The sequence below is a fragment of the Fictibacillus fluitans genome (genome assembly GCF_030418125.1).
In the GTDB taxonomy this organism is placed as follows: domain Bacteria; phylum Bacillota; class Bacilli; order Bacillales; family Fictibacillaceae; genus Fictibacillus_C; species Fictibacillus_C fluitans.
Genome location: NZ_JAUHTR010000002.1, coordinates 220,097 through 240,100, shown reverse-complemented (window position 1 = coordinate 240,100; position 20,004 = coordinate 220,097). Strand labels below are relative to the sequence as shown.

The following is a 20,004-nucleotide window of genomic DNA, read 5'->3' as shown; positions in this document are numbered from 1 at the left end:
TGTTCTTGGTCACGCAGGTCAATTTATACATTAGAAAGAAGACGAGAGAGACTTAACTTGAAGAATGGTCATTTTTCCTGCATCCATTTTAATTACATGGTCTGCCAGATGGAAATAGTGGTCATCATGAGTGATCGCAATGACGCATTTTCCACTGGCTTTCATTTCAGGCAATAAAACCTGGTAAAAGAAACGCCTATATTCAGGGTCCTGATCTGCTGCCCATTCATCGAATAAACAAATGGGCCGGTCTTCCAGATAAGAGATTAGCAGGGCCAGTCTTTTTTTCTGCCCTGTAGAGAGCTTGGTCGTACTAAAGACACCCTTTTGAATCGTAACCTTGTCATGCAGCTTTAAGAGCTGAAGATACTGTCCGATTTCCTCTTTTTTCGCCTCCCAATCAATTCCATAGAGACGATCAAACAAATGATAATCACCAAAGATGGCAGAATAATAGTTTCCCAGTTCTCTCCCTGAAACCTTCTTGCCGTTGAGCAGGATGGTCCCGCTATGAGGTTGATAAAGTCCTGTCAGAAGTTTGGCCAAAGTGGATTTCCCGCTTCCATTCCCACCCGTAATAAAAACAACAGTCCCGCTGAGAAACTCATAGTGAATAGGGCCGACTTCAAATTCAGATTGCTGTATATCTAGTTCACTTCTGTACCTGTAGACCACATTGTTTAACTGCAGACATACCGATTGTGATTCACAGCCTGAGTGCTCCTGAGATCCTTGTCCAGACTTATCCATATCCACCTCAGTGATCATCTTCCGGATTCGCTCCCAGCTTACCTTGATTTGTGCAAGGTGGGGTACACTGTCTAACAACTGGTTCACAGGTCCCGTCATGTATAAAAAAACAAACACATAGTTGCTGAGCATAGTCTGATTCATCTGTTTGAACAGTTCCGGGAAAATAAAAACGACACATCCGATGACAAGTACAAACAAAAGTTCACCCAGTACAAAAATATCTGAATACCTAAGCTGAAATACATTCCGCTTTTCTTTATAGCTTCTGCAGCTTTCATGAATGGACTGGCGAAAATCTTTCCTCTTGTTCTGATGAAGAGCTAGCTCTTTGAAACCTTCTGTTAAATCCGAAATGAAGCCAAAGAAAACATTTTGAAGGTCTCTTGTCTCTTCCATGAGTTTGTTTGCCCGATTTCCAACATACATGTACAAACCCGCTAATAACGCAATGATGAGAATGGAAAGGATGAGGGCATAGAGGTTCATAATACCAAGGTACAAAAAACAAAAAACAAGAGTAATTAGATTTGTTGCACCCGATATCACGATCCCAATGGAGCGGCTGATAACTTCTGTGTCATTATTTAGCGTAGCCTCGACACGCCCTCGTTCAAAACTTTCCATACGTGTAAAGCTCGTATTCAACAGCTTGTCGATAAGCTCCATTCTTCTTTGATAAATGATTTCGTTGGTCATATTGACCAGCCTGGCCCTAAGATAGCGCTGCCCTGCGACATACATCACAATCGCCATCGCAAAATAAAAAAGCAATCCATTCGTCAAGTTGTCTTTCCGCACAATTGCTTCGTTAATAATAAAAATAACGAACGCATTGCCAAATCCGCTGACTACTCCTAAAAAAATCGGCCCCAATAACGATTTATCTTTCTGCCTTGGAAAGAAAGTCAGCAGGATCGAATAACATGCATAAAGCAGTCCCGCAGATGCCATAAGCCATATTGCAATCATCACGGTGGACGGCAGCCATACTCGTACGAATGACCAAGTCAGATGATAAAATAAAATATCCGGAACTTTGTAAAGGGCAATACCGAAGACACACAGTAAAGCGAGATGCAGTGTTAAAGAAAGGTAAGGCCGAATGCCCCTAAAAACGGCTATACGCTCCCTCTTTAAAATGGACCTTATTGTCCCCGATATATACAGTGAGATAATGATGCATAATACTGACAGAACTACGATGAGCCATGATGCAACGGCATCCACTTTTTTATAAGTGTCGGCCGCAAGATAACCTGGTGTATCCCCAATAAGCTGATTCAAGATTCCCTGACCGATTATCTGTGTATAATCACTATTGAGATTAGCCAAAACGACGACACCGATATTTTCTTTTGGACGCATAGCAATAAATGAAGAGAACGTCGGATTATTACCCGCGTGAGAAATTTCTCCTTTTCCCTTTTGATACACATCCCAACCGGCAGCATACGATGAGCCATTGCTGTCCGGATTCACTGAGCGGTTCGGTGAATGGGAAGTTTTCAGAAGAGATGGAGTGATGCTCTTAGAACGGATCGTACCTAACTGAAGCTTCAGCCATAAGGCCATATCTTGCGCACTGCTTACGACATAGCCTGCAGGTGCATTTCCTGAATAATATGGCGGCTGGTAGCTGTGTGGATTGGTAAGGAAGAATTTATATCCCTTTACTTTCTCCTTATCAGAAAACGGTCCATTTAAAACAAACGTTGAATTTAGCCCCATGGGGTGAAAAAGGTGGTCTTCCATGTAAGTGGAAAACCCCTCTTCTGATACTTTTTCAATAATCAGCCCCAATACATCATAGTTAATCGTTGCGTACTCAAAACTTTTTCCAGGCTCCCGATTCAATGGCTGATCTACGAGAGTCCGAACCGTCTTCTCCAAAGCTTTATTACCATCGCCTTTTGGCAAATGTCCTATAGATTCAAAAGGGATGCCGCTTGTATGATGAAGAAGCTGCTCAATCGTTACCTCCGCTGGTTTTCCCTTATACGTTAGCTTTAGCCAGGGTAAATAACGGCTAACAGGAGCATTAAGCTTCAGTTTCCCCTCTTTCTCCAATTTAAGGACGGCTAATCCTGTAAAAGCTTTGCTGTTTGAGCCAATTTCAAAAAGTGCTGAATCGGTAATTTCCTTTTTTGAAGATACATCTGCGTATCCGAATCCCTGCTGAAATATAGTGTCACGTCCTTGAACGATAGTAATGGACATGCCAGGGATCTCAGCCTTCTTCATTTGTTCCTTTGTCCATTTTCTGATTTGTTCCAGCTTCTTAGAGGGAATATCCTCATGGCCGTCTGCCGCCTTTATCGACGGCGCAGGTATGAAAAGGACGAGTAAGACAATAGCGATCCACGAAATCAGCATTTTTTTACAGGGGAATCTCAACGGTCATTCTCCCTTCATTGCAGCTGTGGCGCTTGTATTTCCAGCTGCCAGGATATAGCTCTTAGGCAGCCTTATTTCTTCATGGTCCAAATGCTCGTATAAAGCTGAAATATCATGGTCGAATTCTTCAAACTGCTGCAATTGTAATCCGCTTTTTATAACAGCCGTAATGATTTCAGAAAGTGTTGGGTCAAAAACATAGTATGGTTCGCTTTCATACGTCACATTATTGATATAATCAAGCCCTTCGGTATACTTCCTTGGTTCATTCAAAAAGTAAGAGTAACGGATAGAAAGCGGATGCTTTTTGTCTTTTTCATCGAGCATAAAGAGTACAGGGTGAATATCATAGATAAACAGGACACCCTTTCCTCTAAGCAGCCGTTTCACTTTCTGAAACAGGAGTGTAAGATCCGGAAACCAAATCAATGAACCCGCTGACATATAGACAAGATCAAATTGGCCATCATACTCGATGGGTATGTCATACACATCCGTCCTAACAAACTCACAACGGATACCTGTAGCATCGGCTAACCTTTGAGCCTCCTCTATTGCACGGTCGCTGATATCAAATCCTGTGCATGCGGCTGTACCCAAATTTGCAAGAGACAGTGTTTCCATGCCGTCATTGCAGCATAAATGGGCTATTTCTTTTCCTTCTATATCGTATTGTTTCAATTTACCGGTTACGAGCGCGTCCAGGACAGAATAGCCTTCTAGTTGGAATTTTTTTTTATGCTCCTCCTTAGCGGCATGATGCAGCTTTGCGACTTCATTCCACGACCGGCGGTTTGCCTCAGTATAATCTTTTAGGTCCATCGGCTTAATCCTCTCACGAAATTTCACACCTGAAAGCTATCTTCTGCGTCTCTCAACCTTCTTAAAAGAAAGGCCTTCACTCTTAGGATTGGTTTTCTTCTGTTCAATCATTTGTGCAAGACGCCGAATGGTCAAGCCTTCAAACAGCTCCCTGAGTGTCAGATTACACTGTAGCGATGCATTTATTCTTGCCAGGATGGCGGTAGCTTTTAAAGAATGACCGCCAAGATCAAAGAAGTTTTCAGTCACTCCAATTTCATCGAGTTTTAATACCTCTATCCAAATATCGAGAATTTCAGCTTCCAAATCCGTTTGAGGCGGAATAAAATCACGTTTGGATGATGGAATAAACTCCGGCTTGGCTAAGGCTTTTTTATCAACCTTTCCATTCGCATTCGTTGGCAGTTCCCTCAGGAATACAATTTGATTAGGCACCATGTAATGAGGCAGTCTTCTTTTTATATTACCTTCAAGTTGTTCAGCATGGATTGGCGTCCATCTAACGTCCATATCCTCATGCAGGAAATGCTGCACCCAGATACTCGGATCATAATAGACCCCACGATCATTATCAGGATCCATCCAAACGGGCTGGAGAGTATCTTGTATATGATAGCTGCCGGCTTTAGTACAGTCTGTAAGCCCCCATTGTTTCCAATCCTCAATTGTACCTTCCACGACCTGAGACTTCTCTGCTAATTGCAGAACTTTACCTCCTGCACGAATGTGCGATCGAAGCCATGGATCCACAGGCAGTCCGTCTTCTCTTAACAGGCTGCAGTATTCCGGGAAATCAAGGTCTGGATATTGAGTTTTTCCAGTAGGGCGTACTGGAACTATGATTCTTTTTAAGGATTGTCCATGAGCCATATGCTTAAAAGCTTCAATAAGGATGGATGCAAGGCCATGCCCCTGATACTTTTCATTAACAACCCCCGCAAGGACAAGCAAGGTATCAGGTGAATTGTGCTCCCCTGCTTCATGAAGTCCTTGTAACAGCCCTTCATCCCAGCCATTTGGGAGCTGTTCCACTGAACCATCCCATTGAACTGGCACAGTGTTGCCTACAGCTGCGATTTCACCGTCTTCTCGAATAATAGAAAACTGGTAATCAGGAAATCTTTTATAAAGCTTAGGCCAATTTTCTACCATGACACGATCACCAAGAAAGTATTCCGGCCAGGCTTGACGGTGCAGAGCATTCATACTTTCTTGGAGATTTGGCATCTGTTGATAAGTAAACATCTTAAGCTGCCTTGCTGAAAATGGCTGAAGGCTGCCGTCAAGTTCCACATAAGCAATCAATTCATCATGACCTTCATCTTTTCGGTGAAGAACTGCCGCCTGTCCAATTTCAGGATTCTGCATCAGCACCGCTTCCACTTCCTCCAGTTCAACACGGTTGCCGCGTACCTTCGCTTGATTATCCAGCCTGCCAATATATTGAATATTTCCTTCCTCTGTCAGCTTTACGATGTCTCCAGTTTTATAAAGTCGTCGTTCATCCTTATCAAATGAACCCTCACGGAAACATTCCGCGTTTTTTGCCGGATCATTCAAATAGCCTCGCGCCACCCCAAAAGACTGTACACACAGCTCTCCGGGTACTCCGATTGGCACTTGGTTTCCAAAAGAGTCCAGCACATACGTTTTACTATTTGAAATCGGCTTACCAATCGGAACAATCTCTCCTTCAAAGTCAAGACTGCAATCAAATACAGTAGCATCCACGGTCACCTCTGTCGGACCATAATGGTTGTTCAGGCTGCATTTGAACTGCTCCATAAAACCATCTCGAATCTTACGTGTGAGCGGGGCACCACCGCAAATGACATATCGCAAATGAGGAAGATCTGGAATTACATTACGTTTCCGCGCGTTTATAAACTCATCCAGCATAATCGGCACAAATTGAAGAAACGAAATGTTGTGCTGATGAGCGAGGTTTCCAATAGCTTCGATATCCTTAGCCTCTTTCATTTGAGGAATAACAACTCTCGCTCCCCGAGTTAGCGGCCAAAATATTTCTAAAAGTGAGGCATCAAATGAATAGGAAGTCATAAACAGGATAGAATCTCCGGCAGTAAGGGGATAAGCCTCCGCCAGCCAAGTTAACAGGCTTACCACACCGCGGTGTTCAACTTCAATCCCTTTCGGTTTGCCAGTGGTACCAGAGGTAAAGAGAACATAAGCTAGATTTGATGGACTTAACCCTGTAAGAACATTTTCAGCAGGATATCCCTCCAAAAGCTCTTCCTTTGTTAACTCCATAATGGACCCTTTAAATTCCTTAAGACTGGGTCCGTACCAACAGTCCGTAATAATCCGTGTTATGGATGCCTCTTTCGTGATCTGGAGTTTCCGAGACAATGGAAGTTCCGGACTAATCGGTACATAGGCACCTCCAGCTTTCATGACACCAAGCAAGGAAATAATAAGCTCTGCAGAATGATCCAATGTTATTCCAATACGTTCTTCTGGCTGTATGCCCTCATCAATTAGCAGGTGTGCCAGCTGATTGGCCCGTTCATTTAGCTCCTTGTAGGTGAATGTCTTGCCACCCTCAATAACGGCAGGTTCCTCCGGTGTCAAGGCGGCTTGCTGTTCAATTAATTGCTGCACACACAGTTGATCAGGGAAATCCTGTTCAGTTTTATTCCATAGCTTCATTTGTTGCTTTTCTTTCTCAGATACGATTTCGTACTGATGAAGAAATTGATCAGGATTTACGGTTACTTGTTTGGCCAACTGTATAAATTGCTCTGTAAGCCGTTCAGCGGTCGAATGCTTAAATAAATCCGAATTATAATTCACATTGATCTCTATCCTGTCCTCCAGTTCATCAAAAGCAAAGGATAGATCGAAGCGGGAACTGGTTTCGATAAAATCATACATTCTGGGATTAAAGGACAAGCCTTCAAAGTGTAAGGATTTAAGCAGGTTTTGTTTGTTATTTTGCAGCCCGTACATCACAGAAAATAATTTTGAGCGTGATAAATCCTTTACTGTTTGAAGCTCCTCTATAACCAGGTTGCTCGGGAAGAGATGGTTATCATAAGCTTCAATCGCATTTTGTTTACTTTGATTCGCCAGTTGAGTAAATGTCATACCCTCGTCGATCTGGCAAGCAAGTGGAATGGCTGTTGCAAAAAGACCGAGCATACGTTCAAGCTTAATATCATCCCGATTCACAATAGGTGAACCGACCGCAAAATGTTGTTGGCCACTTAGACGATGCAGCTGCAAATTAAGTACAGATAGCAGGAACATGTATAAGGTAATATGGTTTTTCTGGCAATATTCAGAAATTTGTTTTTGCAACTCAACATCTATTTTGTTTAAGACCGTCCCTCCATTAAATGTAACAACAGGCGGACGCGGAAAATCAGTGGGCAGCTCCAGGGCCGGAGGTACATTTTTAAACTTTTCCAGCCAGTAATGCTTTTGTTCCTCAAGCACTCCGCTTTTGATATTGTTATTCATCCACTCAGCATAGTCGGTATATTCCACTTCTAGATCTGGAAGCGTCACAGCTTCATTCTTACAATAGGTGTTGTACAGTTCACTGAATTCAGAAACAAGATTCATGGATGACGTCTCATCCCAAATGATATGGTGAGCTGCAAACATCATAAAAAACTGATTGTCTCTGTATTCTGCCAGCTGTACAGAAAATAGTGGCCCATTTTCAAAATCAAAAATTTGATTATTGTGCGTGTAAGCCAGTTGGCGTATATCCTGGTCCATTTCATCAGTTAAAACATGTTTTCGATCCTTATATATGCTGGATATTGTAAATTCAAGTGTTTGGGAGACCACCTGTTTAGGAGACCCTTCTTCATTTATGAAACGCAGTCTCAGCGCTGAATGACGATTAATTAATGCTTGCCAGGATTGTTCGAAAGCCATGAGATTCATTTCACCGTAGAACATCAAATCAAAACTTACATTATAGAATGGGTTCTCAGGTTCAAGCTGGTGCAAATACCATTCCGGGAGCTGGACCGGTGCAAGTTCATATACTTCCTTTTCCGGGAAACGCCTGAGGCTGTTGTGGTCCACTTTACTTTGCTGCCCGCCAGCTGAATGGTTTTCCACTTCCTGATCAATCGCTGCTGACAGACCCTTTAAGACTGGAGTAATAAAAATCTGCTGAAGCGGCATTGTTATACTGTACTGTTCCCGAATGCGGTTAACTAGTTTTACCGCGCTGATCGAGTGTCCTCCAATATGGAAGAAGTTATCCTCTGAACGAATATGCTTTTGTTCAAGAATTTCCTCCCATAGCCGTGCTACACCTTGTTCAGTCTCTGTCTGTAATCCTCTAGAAGATAAGGAGCTAGACGCCAGTTGTTGGTCTGCCCATTGAAGAAGCATCTTTCGATCGATTTTCTCACTGGTCAGCAAAGGCATACTGGAAATCCCCGTAATTTGAGCCGGAACCATATAATAAGGAAGCTTGGTTTGAAGATATTCCCGCAGCTCATTTACTTCTAGTTTTTCTTTGCTGGTATAAAAGGCAATCAGCATTGAATCTCCGTTTTTCTGCTTCTTCACTACAACTGCAGCTTCATCAACCAGCCTATGACGATTAACAGCAGCCTCCACCTCGCCCAGCTCGATCCTGAAACCACGAACCTTCACCTGGAAATCTATTCTGCTGGAAAACTCAAGGCTTCCATCAGGCAGCCAGCACCCAAGATCGCCTGTACGGTACACGGTGCTTTCATCCGTATTTCTTGCAAATGGATTCTCGATAAATTTCTTTTGAGTGAGGATTTCATTGTTCCAATAACCGCTTCCTACTCCTATGCCAGCAATCAATATTTCACCCTTTACTCCCACTGGCGCCAATTGATTAAACTGGTCAACCACATAAAGACGCATGTTCGGAAGCGGTTTTCCTATTGGTATTCTAGTGCGCGCTAACACACTCTCGTTCTGTGTCTCTTTCCTCATAACATGCTGTGTCACGTCGTCAGAGCATTCGGTTGGTCCATACGCATTGATTAGAGCAACTTCAGGGAACATGTCAAACCAGCTCGTCACCAGTTTAACCGGCAGCTCTTCTCCATTTGCAATCATCCACCGCAATGAATTTAGAAAGCGTTCCTCTGGCTTCATCCCTTTCGCAGTATCGAGAAAAGCAAATAATAGTGATGGTACCGTTTCAATGATCGTTACTTTTTCTTTTATCAAGTGCTCGATCAAAAGAGACTGATCGCGTCCCGTTTCAAAAGATATAATAGAGGTCTTTCCTCCAACAAGAAGCGCAACGAGTGATTGCCAAATGGATACATCAAAGCTTATGGATGCGTTCTGTCCAACCACATCGTCCTCAGTTAATTGAAGAGAAAATATTTTGGCATAAAGATGATTGATCATTCCGTTATGCCGGACAAGGGCCCCTTTCGGATTGCCTGTTGAGCCCGATGTATAAATCATATAAGCCAATCGGTCAGAACGTGGATCTACCTCTGGATTTGCAGTTGGAGCTTCCATCAGCTGATCTCCTGTAACAAGATCGTAAGAAGAGGTACCATTCAAACTGGCTAAATGTGCATCTGGACAGATCACTTTTAAAGCTGAAGCTGTCTCCATTCCCGCTACACGATCCAGAAGGCTTTCTTGTGTAAATAAACATTCAGCTCCGCAATCATTTAACACAAATGCTGCCCGTTCATCTGGAAGATTGGGGTCTATGGGGACGTATACCGCCCCGCTTTTTAAAATAGCCAATAAAGAGGTCAGCCAATAAACGCTGCGTTCGCACATTACGGCAGCCACTTTCCCCGAAACAACTCCAGAACTGATCAAATAATTTGCTGTTTGATTGACCTTTTCATTCAGCTCTTGATAGGTAAAGCTTGTTCCTTCAAAAGTAACTGCAATATGATTTGGCGTTCGCTGGACCTGCTTCTCAAACAGCAAAGGAAATGCAGTATCTGTTGGGAAATCCTGAGACAATTGATTAAACTCCAGAAGAATTTGATCTCTTTCTTCCGCTGACAGCATATCGATTTCCTCGATGCGCACAGATGGCTGGTCGACTACCTGCTGAACAATGTGAAGGAAGTGACCGCCTAGCCTCTCCATTGTTTCCTGATTAAATAAGCTGGTTGCATACTGAATATAGCCTTCTATCTTTCCTTCTTTTTGAAACAATTCAAAGGCAAAATCAAAGGGAGAATATCGTATCGGGTTTAAAGAATGTTCGAATGATAATAACAGTCCCGGTGCAATTTCCTGAACCGTTTTGCTGTCGGAATGCAGAGTGTGCATCTCAAACACAACATCGAATATCGGATTTCGGCTGCTATTACGTTCCACCCCTAAATCTTCAACGATTTTATCAAAGGGATATGCTTGATTTTCTTGTACATTAAGCACATTCTGTTTGATATGTTTCACAAAAGAAGTAAACGACTCCTCACCATTCACATCATTTCGGATCGGCAGGGTGTTGATGAAGCTTCCAATTACCTGATTCAGACTTGGATGAAACCGTCCGGAAAAAGAAGTTCCAACAATAATCTCCTTGTTTCGCGTATATTTGGCGAGCAGCACATTCTTCACACCCAACAAAAACATATACAAGGTTACATCCAATTGCTCGCACACCTTTTTCAACTTAGAGAGCAGTTCACTTTCGATCACTAAAGGAACGGTAGATCCCTCATAGGAGGGTACAGTGGAACGCTGACGGTCAACAGGAAAATTGAGGTCTGGCAGCTCTCCTAAGGCTTTTGACCAAAATTCCTTTTGTCTGATCATTTCTCCATCGGGAGAATTCAATAGACTGTTATGCCAATGAGCGTAATCACTATACTGAACCTCTGATGCCGGATGTGGTGTTGAACCCGGATACAGATTGGCACGGTACAATGCCATGAGTTCAGCAAGCAGGATATCAATGGATAAACCATCTGCTATGATATGATGAGCCATTACAAGACAAACATGCTTCTCCTTTGATACTCTGTACAGCCTTACCCTTAATAACGGCGGCTTCTCCAGATTAAACGGCGTGTTGAGCTCATTTTGAATCTGTTGCTCCAGCTGTTCTTCCGGATGGTCCTCATCCGTTTCTTCAACATTCACCTGCATATTTAACCTGTGGTACACAAGTTGAAAAGGAGTTCCATTTTCTTCTTTCAAGCAAGTGCGCAGGGCTTGATGCCGATCTGTCAAATCCTGAATGGACTTTTGAAATACGGCCAGGTCCAGCGTTCCGGATAACGTAAATACCGTTGACACATGCGACATGGAACGAATGGATTCATCCTTCGAATAGTCAAGCTGGTCAATAAACCAAAAGCGCTTTTGTGTATGAGATACTTCATATTTGTTGAATAGTGATACCGTATTTGTTCCCATAAAGCGATCATCCTCTCCTCGTCTATTCTTATCCATTTAGGATAGCGGTGTGGCTTTGGGAATGGGAAAGCTAACCTCTTTTTGCGTGGATTTGTTTAATTGTTCGTGAATATATTGACTCAATGCTTCAATCGTTTCATGACGGAACAGAATATTGGCATCCAGCTCTAGTTCATACAATTCGGAGAGCTCCACTGTTATATCCAGGCCTTGTATCGAGTCACCGCCCAATGAAAAATAAGTCTCTTTCAAACCAGGCTCTTCATCCAATTCCAAAATTTCTTTCCATAAGGATGCGACTGAAGCAGTAATGCTTTCTAAAGTGACAGGCTCAGCATTATGTTCTGGTTTCTTTTCTGACAAAATCTGCAGTTCACTAGACAACTCAAAAAAGGATAAATCCTTGATTTCTTGTAAATCTTGAGTGTTCAACCCTGTCACCAGAGTGTGACTGGCATTTGAACTTACAAGCTGATGAAACGAAAGTAATCCATCCTGGCGCTCAAAGCCAAGGATGAGCAGAGATAAACGCTTAATTTCATTGATAAGTGATTCCTGCTTTCCTTTTCTTGCTGCGTCCCCCATTCCAGTCAGCTGCCATCCACCCCACTGAACGGAAATGAAATTTTTCCCTAATTGCCTTTGATGCAGTGCATACTGATCCATAAAATGATTGGCACTTGTGTAGGGACCAATGTTTTGTTCTGAAAGAACTGCATCAACAGAAGAGAACAGAATAAAGAAATCCAGCATCTGATCCCGCAGCAGATAATCAAGGTAAACCGTTCCATATACTTTCGATTCAAAGACACGCTTAAAATCATAGAGGGACGCTTCCCCAAATGGTACACGGTTACCCATTACTCCTGCCGTATGAATGACCCCGTCTATCTTTTTATAGGTGCTGCTAATTTGTTTAACCATTTGCTGAAGTGCACTGAAATCAGCAATATTGACTGAAAAATACTCAACGGAAGCTCCCAATGCTTTAAGCTCACGCATATTCGTTAGCTGTTCTTCGCTCAACTGCTCATATGCGGATCGTCCAAGCAAAAGGAAGGTAGCATTAACCTTATTGGCAATTGAACGACAGACTTCTGCCGCTAAACCTCCTGCCCCTCCTGTGACTACATAAACGCCATTTTTGCGGAACATGTCTCGTTCCGGCTGATCAAGTACTTTCCGTTGCAGCTGCTTAACATATCGATTGCTGCCACGGTAAGCAATTTCCCGGATTTCCTGATACCACGTTACTTCTTGAACAATACGTTCTACCATGGCTTCCAATGATTGATCATAAGCTGAGAAATCAATAGAATACGCTTGTAGCTGCGGGTATTCTCTATTTAAACTGCGGTTTAATGAAACGTTTAAGCTTTGCAAAGGGTCTACCGGTATATCAGAAGGCTCTACTTTATCCGCATTAAAGGTGATCTGGAACATCGGTAAAGGGCCTTCTTCCGTTTGGGCAGCAAGGATTTTCCCAGTGTTTAAAATGGTTTGCAGCTGTGCCTCTATCACAGCTGATAAATGATCAGATTTAGGATAGCGCAGGTCGTGAAGACTTTTCTCCGTTCGCTCCTTTGATAAATAAATGAAAGCCCCCATAGGAATTCCAGCTTTTTTTATTTCGTGAAGGAGCTGCTCTGTTTCTTTTTCCGTATGCTCAGGTCCATACTGGATTTGAAGAACAGAGCGGCCTTCCTTTCTCAACTGGCTGGCCAGTAAATTTTCTAAATCGGAATGCTCTCCGGCTATTACGATAGTCCCTCTAAGCGGACGTCTGTTTTGTCTTGTTAGTTCCTTAGGCTTCCATGCTAAATGATGAAGCAAATGACTGACCGAGTTTAACGAACTCTTCTTCTGTTCATCACGCGGCAGTACTTTTTGATTATTAATCTCATTCATATCCAGCCAATATGATTTTCGCTGGAAGGGATAGACAGGCAAGGAAACGACCTTTCCTTCCTGCAAAGGTTTGAAGTTCATATTCATTCCTGACAAATATAGCTTTGCCAACAGTTGCAGGATGGCAGCTCTCTTTGCTTCATGTAAATATAAATCTGCCTTTTGCTGTCCAGCATTGAGGTTAGAAGCATGACCAATAGACAGGAGCATGCCTTCTTGATACCCTTCTTGTACGGAACTCCTCTCGTTTCCTTCTTCCCAGCTGTCAATGACATGTTTCAACGTGGAACCGCCATTTATGTAATCCGCTGCTAAGGCCCCGATTCCTGTGCCTGTAATATTGAGAGTCAGTCCAGTATGACGCAATAACTGAACTATTCCTGATAAAAAGGATACATACTTAGCCAAACGCGCTGACCGTTCATTCTCCTGATATCGATCAATCTCCAGACTGTATTTCTTCAATTCTTCATCGTTAAAAAATCCTGACTGACAGAGTTCTTCATACAGCTGCTCTGAACCTGTCTCATAATCTTGCAGCTGTACAGTGAGTACAGATTCTTGATTTTCACTGCTGATCTTCGAAGGACCATTCAATTGCTGAATGAGCTCAGAAGTGTCTTTGGCAATTGCCGCAAAACGATATTCCTCATGACTTCTGCGGCAGTTTAATGTATAGCTTATATCCTTTAGCTGCTGCCCGTTTCTCTCTTTCAAAAGAGTTTGCAAGTCTTGGATTTTTTTAGCCAGCTTGTTTTCAGTAGAAGCAGAGAGAGTCATTAAATATGGCCCTGCTGAAAGGTTGTCGACCTTTTCTGCTAATTGTTCATATTTCTCCAAAACGACATGCACATTCGTCCCGCTTAATCCAAAAGAACTTACTCCGGCTCTTGGCGGACTGTCTCCGTTTGCCCCTACAGGAGTTAACGCCTTGTTTATAAACACCGGTGATTTGTCAAAGTGAATCAATGGATTGAGTTTTTTGGTGTAAAGGGAGGCTGGGACTTGTCCATTCTTCAAGCTTAAAGCAGCCTTTGCCAGTCCTGCTAATCCTGCCGCACTATCCAAGTGACCGATATTTGATTTAACGGATCCAAGAGCAATAAATTGTTTTTCATTTGTAAAGGATTGAACGGCCTTCTGAATTCCTTTTACTTCAATCGGATCGCCGATTTTGGTTCCGGTCCCGTGTGCCTCGATGAAGGAAATGGTCTTTGGATCATCAATACCTGCATCTCTCCAGGCTTTCAGTAATGTTTCTGCCTGTGCATCAGGACTTGGGGAAGTTATGCCGTTTGAACGGGCCCCATCTTGAACAACTCCGCTTCCCTTTACAACAGCATAGACCCGGTCGTTATCTGTTAATGCTTGATTTAATGGTTTCAGTAATACACATATACATCCTTCTCCACCAATTGTACCGTCGGCGTCTTCGCTAAATGCTTTACAGCTCTCTGTCGGGGAGACAATATTGGATTCCATAGCCTCTTCCCGTCTGACAGGTGCTACATCGAGGTGGATTCCACCTACCATTGCCATTTCGCATTCCTCGTTCCGCAAGGATTGCATCGCTGAATGAAGAGCAGCCAGGGAAGAAGAACACGCTGTATCAATGACGAGTGACGGACCGTTAAAACCGAAATGATAGGATAAACGGCCCGCTAAGTTTGCAGGAAGATTACTAGAGAGCAATTCATCTATTCGTATATTTAAGAAGTGGTGATATTCCGGCAATACTGCACCCATAAAGACTCCAATCGGCCGATCCTTAACCTTTTCCTTGGAGTACCCTGCATCCTCCAAAGCAAAGTAGGCTGTTTCCAGCATAATTCTTTGATTGGGATCCATATATTTTGCAACCTTTGGTGTAATACCAAAAAATTGAGGTTCAAAATGATCAATATCTTCAAGATATCCATAGCGTAAATAATTCTTCTCTTCAAAGCCTTTAGGGTCCAGTTCTTTTCTGGATGTCTGAATTTCCTGAATGGTACTCTTTTCGTTCTCGAGTAACTTCCAGAATTCATCTGGCCCTGTGATTCCAGGAAGTCGAATACCCAAGCCGACAATGGCTATATCCTGATTTTTTGTTTCATTAGCACGGTCTTTCTTGCTATCTGACAACAGTACAGACTTTTTGCTCTCGTTCGGTTTTTGTATATAGTCTGCCAGTTCGGATATGGTGTTGTATGAAAAAAAGTCGCTAATATCTATCGTTACATCAGGCATTTCCTTTTTTAATTTGCTAAACACTCTCATTAGCTGAATGGAATTTCCGCCAATTTCAAAAAAATTAGTATGAACTCCTATATGCTGCAGTTGAAGGACGCTTTCCCAAATCTTGACCAGTTTTTCATCTAGTTCATGACGAGGCATACTCGTGTCCCTCTGCTCTTTGAATCCGCCCGTATCACTTCTTTCCAGAGCACTCCTGTCGACCTTCCCATTAGGGGTTTTGGGATATTCATCTACAAATTGAAAGAAGCTTGGAACCATGTAATCTGGTAAAACATCTGCTAAAAAACGTTTTAACTCATGTTGAGCAGGAGCATCGTATGATTTTAAGAAGGCACAGAGCACATGAAAGTTATTCCGGTTCTGAGCAACAACAACTGCATCATGAATAAGAGGATGTGTAAGGAGTGTTTCTTCGATCTCCCCTGGTTCTACACGGTAGCCCCTGATTTTAATCTGATGATCCATTCGTCCGATATACTGAACATTGCCATCAGGCATCCACTGGCCGACATCACCAGTTTTATACATTTTATCTCCTGAAATGCTTGAAAAAGGATTCGAAATAAACCTTTCTGCCGTTAACTCCGGCTGATTAAGGTATCCTTTTGATAGTCCAAGGCCGGAAACACAAATTTCACCCGGAACCCCGATTGGACACAGACGGTTTTTTTTGTCTACTATATAAACTTTAAGATTACTTCGGGGTTTCCCAACAAGAGATATTTCATCTTGTTCTCCTGTAAAATGGTAGGTACATGTTTCAACTGTCGTCTCTGCTGGCCCGTAACCATTAATAATCTTTCCATCCGAAATCAAATACTTTTTACATTTTTTAACCAGGCTAATCGGAACATACTCGCTTCCCAGCGATAACGAGGTTAAGTCCCCCAACAACGGCCCTTCGTATTCTTCTGCTGCAGCTTCCACTAAAACATTCATTAGCACGGGGATTTCATCCATATTATTGATGCGCTTCTCTTTTAAGTAGCGTAAATATTGTCTGGCATCCATCCGTACACTTGGATGAAGTAAATGCAGCGTACCGCCGGTGACCAGAGGCGGAAATATTTGCTGAATGGAACTGTCAAAAGCGAATGAGTTAGAGAGTAATACCTGGTAGCCTGCTCTGTGCTCATATTCTTCAACAGCCCATAGCACAAATTCAGTAAACGCTTGCTGATCAATCATTACTCCTTTCGGCTGTCCTGTGGAACCAGAAGTATAAATCACATATGCCAAAGGGAAATCAACAAGCTTCTCACCGTGTCCTGATAACACCTTACCGCTGCCAGTGCCTGCTCTGAAATCACCTTTGGCCATAATAACCGTATTGGGGACAAGGGAGGCGGCCATTGCAGAATATTGCTCAGAAGTTATTATCACTTGAGCCCGGCTGTTGTTCACGATATAGCGTATTCGCTCTTCCGGATAGCCGGGATCAATTGGAAGATATGCACTGCCTGAACCGAGGACCCCCATAATGGCTGTTATCATTTCCGTTGACCAATCCATAAGAATGGCAACAATATGGCCTTCGCCTTCACCCTGCTGCTTTAAATGGCAGCCCAGCCGGTTTGCTCCTGCTGCTAATTCACGGTAGGATAAGCTATCCTGCTGAAAAATAACAGCAGTTTCATCAGGTGTTCTTTTCGCCTGTTGCACAAACAATTCATAGACTGCTTTTTCCTGGTTAGAATACGTTGTTTCAGTATCATTAAACTGTTTCAGTAACTGAGTGTATTCCTCATCAGTGACTAAGCTCAATGAGTTAACCAGCTCTTCCGGACGGGAGATGAGTTGACTCATGGCAGAGAGGAAATGCCTGCCCATCTGCTCTATGGTTTGTCTGTCAAATAGATTAGCGTTATACTCGAGCTTTAATTCCGGATCTCCAGCTAAAAGAAAAGATACCGTTAGATCATAATGATTTATTTCTGCCTCTTTATAGCCTGTAATTTTAAAGTCAGAAAAAGCGCCAGTCATCAACTGCTGATCAAGCGGATAATTCTCAAATACCAGGATGTGATTGAATAATGCCTCTGTTCCTTTCAAGCCCGCAGATCTTTGAATTTCACTGAGAGGCAATTGTTCTGCTGACTTGCACCGAATCATTTGTTGATGTATACCACGAATATACTCAACTATTGTTGAGTTCTCTTCTTTTCTCGTAATAAATGGAATCGTGTTAATAAATAAGCCAGCAATCTGCTGCACCCCGGGCAATTCATCCGGCCTTCCAGAAATGGTCAGCCCAAAAATGGCTTCATCACTATCGTTGTAATGCTGCAGCAATAACCCCCATGCTGAGTTAATTACTGCATTAATGGTTACTCCATACGTCCTCGAGAATACTTCTACTTTCGGCAATAAATCCGAAAAAGAGAGAGAAATACATGAATTGTCCATTCCGCTGTGCCTTTTATTAATCTGATAAGGCAGCTTGGTATGAGAAGAGAATGAGGATAGTTCTTCCTTCCAAAATTCAGATGCTTTGTCCTGATTATAGTTCTGCAGCCACTTAATATATGACTTGTACTTCGGTTTACTTCCCGGTGACCATTTTTTATTTCTAAGCAACAAATCATAGGTCTTAAACCATTCACTGAGAATGACTCCAAGAGACCAGCCGTCTAGAATAATATGGTGAAATTGAAATAGTATTTGATACCGGCCAGGCTGTTCTTTAAATATAACAATCCCCGCCAAGGGACCATTCGACAGATCAAACCCCTCTTTTTGTTTTCGCTCCCGAACTTGCTTAACTTTTATTTCTTTTTCAGAAGCTGATAAGAGTGAAAGATCCTCTTCCTGAATCGTAACGCTCACTTTTTTCATAACAATTTGGACAGGATGGCTGATTTTTTCCCAACGGATAACGGAACGCAAACATTCATTTTCCTGGACCACCCGGTCAAAGGCTTCCTGAATGAAATGGGTTTCAATTCGTCCTTCCACCTGAAGGGAAACTTGACTGATATACAGTGGAAGCTGCGGGCTTTTTAAACAATGATATAAAATCCCTTCCTGTATCGGTGACAAGGCAACAATATCTTCTACCAGACTTTTGTTTAATGGCTGGGTCATGCTCTCTCCCCCGTTCGCTATTAAGCTATTAGACACAGTGCACTTGATAAACTTCCTCAATTTTCCTCAAATTTCGAATGATATTATCAACATGGTCATGAATTAAAGTAATGCGGAACCAGGTTTCATTATCACATCGGGGAATGCCAAAGACATTACCAGGAAGCACTCCGCATTTCGCTTCGTGGAACAACTTCTTAAAAAATTCATCGTCGTTGTTTTGATGAAGCTCCGGATTCAGTTTAATAAAAAAGACATTACCGATTTGTTGATTCATATAATCTGAAAATACATGAGACTGTGAGACAAATTCCGTAACTTTACGCAGTGCTTCCTCTTGAATTTGATTGGATGCCTGAATACGGGTTTTATATTTAGAAAATAAATCCAACTCCATTATTTTTTCGAATAAATCATTCTCATTTATAAGCTGACTCCAGCCAAAGAGTCCTTCTGAAAAGAACTTCATATCCTCAAGCTTTGGTTCTTTGTTAATGAGTAATAGATATTTAAAATACAAATTAAGAGCAAAGTAAACCAATGATGGAGTGCTCAAGCTGTTTTCCGAGGAGGAAATCATGTACTTATACTTCTCTGAAAGACGCGGATCCCCAAACCAATAGCCTGTTCTATATCCTGAATAAAAAGGTGTATCTTTCGAGCATCCATATACCTTTACCACGTAATCCAAACGATCTGTGAGATTAAAAATTTCTGTAAATCCACGTTCTTTAGGGAATACAAGGTCCTGATAGATATTATCAACCACTAGAAAAATTTCATTTTCCTGGCATATTGCGACAATTTCTTTTAATTCCTGAACATTATCGCCTTCATACGTGGACTGGGCCGGGTTGTTAGGATAAGTGATTACGATTGCTGCGGTCTGAGGAGTAATAGCGCTCCTAATTTCCTCACTGGTTGGCAGAAAATCATTTTCCCTTTTTGTATGAATGTACCGTGGAGTCACTTTTCCTTGTAAGTTAGACAGCTGTGCTGTATAAACCGTGTAATTGGGCAAAATTAGAATGACTTCCGGCTGTTCTAAACGATTTTCTTCCTGCTTGTGTTTTAAAATTGAATGAATGATTCCATTCATGACGTTTGTACAGCCGTTTCCGCATCCTACTCCAGCCTGTCTTACAAGCTGTTCTTTCTTCTCCCTCTCCTCTTCAGGAGCACGTTTAAGCAATCTTGCTAATTCAAGGGCCCTGATTACCTCATTCATTTCCGTATAGCCGTCTGGAGATGTGTAACCTGGTTCGATGGGATGTAGTTCCGCCATCTCTTTTCTTGTGAAGATTTCTTGGAAAAGATTGATGTTAAAATTCATGTTATCCAGTACATTGATATTTTCGCGGCGTTCAAAAATAATGCTCCAGTATTGGATCAAACGCTGATACATTTCCAAATTCTCCATCTTATCGT

5 protein-coding genes are annotated in these 20,004 nt (G+C 42.3%); all 5 read right to left on the bottom strand.

Translation table 11 applies throughout. The annotated features are described in order from the left end of the window. Window positions 1-30: 30 nt before the first annotated feature. The 5 genes from QYB97_RS06365 to QYB97_RS06345 are packed head-to-tail and all read right to left on the bottom strand — an operon-like array spanning window position 31 to window position 19,981. Complete coding sequence (locus QYB97_RS06365) at window positions 31-3,147, bottom strand: cyclic peptide export ABC transporter (RefSeq protein WP_301165141.1); 3,117 nt, start codon at window positions 3,145-3,147, stop codon at window positions 31-33. Window positions 3,148-3,150: 3 nt separating this feature from the next. Next, on the bottom strand, window positions 3,151-3,969 hold the full coding sequence (locus QYB97_RS06360; RefSeq protein WP_301165140.1) for a class I SAM-dependent methyltransferase: 819 nt from the start codon (window positions 3,967-3,969) through the stop codon (window positions 3,151-3,153). A gap of 36 nt (window positions 3,970-4,005) precedes the next feature. Continuing rightward, window positions 4,006-11,346, bottom strand: coding sequence for a non-ribosomal peptide synthetase (locus QYB97_RS06355; protein ID WP_301165139.1), 7,341 nt, complete (start codon window positions 11,344-11,346; stop codon window positions 4,006-4,008). Between the two features lie 36 nt (window positions 11,347-11,382). Then, window positions 11,383-18,576 carry a non-ribosomal peptide synthetase gene (locus tag QYB97_RS06350; RefSeq protein WP_301165138.1) on the bottom strand — a complete coding sequence of 2,398 codons (7,194 nt, stop codon included), beginning with the start codon at window positions 18,574-18,576 and terminating at the stop codon, window positions 11,383-11,385. Window positions 18,577-18,604: 28 nt separating this feature from the next. Next, window positions 18,605-19,981, bottom strand: coding sequence for an aminotransferase class I/II-fold pyridoxal phosphate-dependent enzyme (locus tag QYB97_RS06345; RefSeq protein WP_301165137.1), 1,377 nt, complete (start codon window positions 19,979-19,981; stop codon window positions 18,605-18,607). Window positions 19,982-20,004 lie beyond the last annotated feature (23 nt).

Bases quoted from the DNA above. Each gene is read 5' to 3' on its own strand.
- QYB97_RS06345 (WP_301165137.1), bottom strand. From the start codon at position 19,981: ATGTATCAGCGTTTGATCCAATACTGGAGCATTATTTTTGAACGCCGC.
- QYB97_RS06355 (WP_301165139.1), bottom strand. From the start codon at position 11,346: ATGGGAACAAATACGGTATCACTATTCAACAAATATGAAGTATCTCAT.
- QYB97_RS06360 (WP_301165140.1), bottom strand. From the start codon at position 3,969: ATGGACCTAAAAGATTATACTGAGGCAAACCGCCGGTCGTGGAATGAA.
- QYB97_RS06350 (WP_301165138.1), bottom strand. From the start codon at position 18,576: ATGACCCAGCCATTAAACAAAAGTCTGGTAGAAGATATTGTTGCCTTG.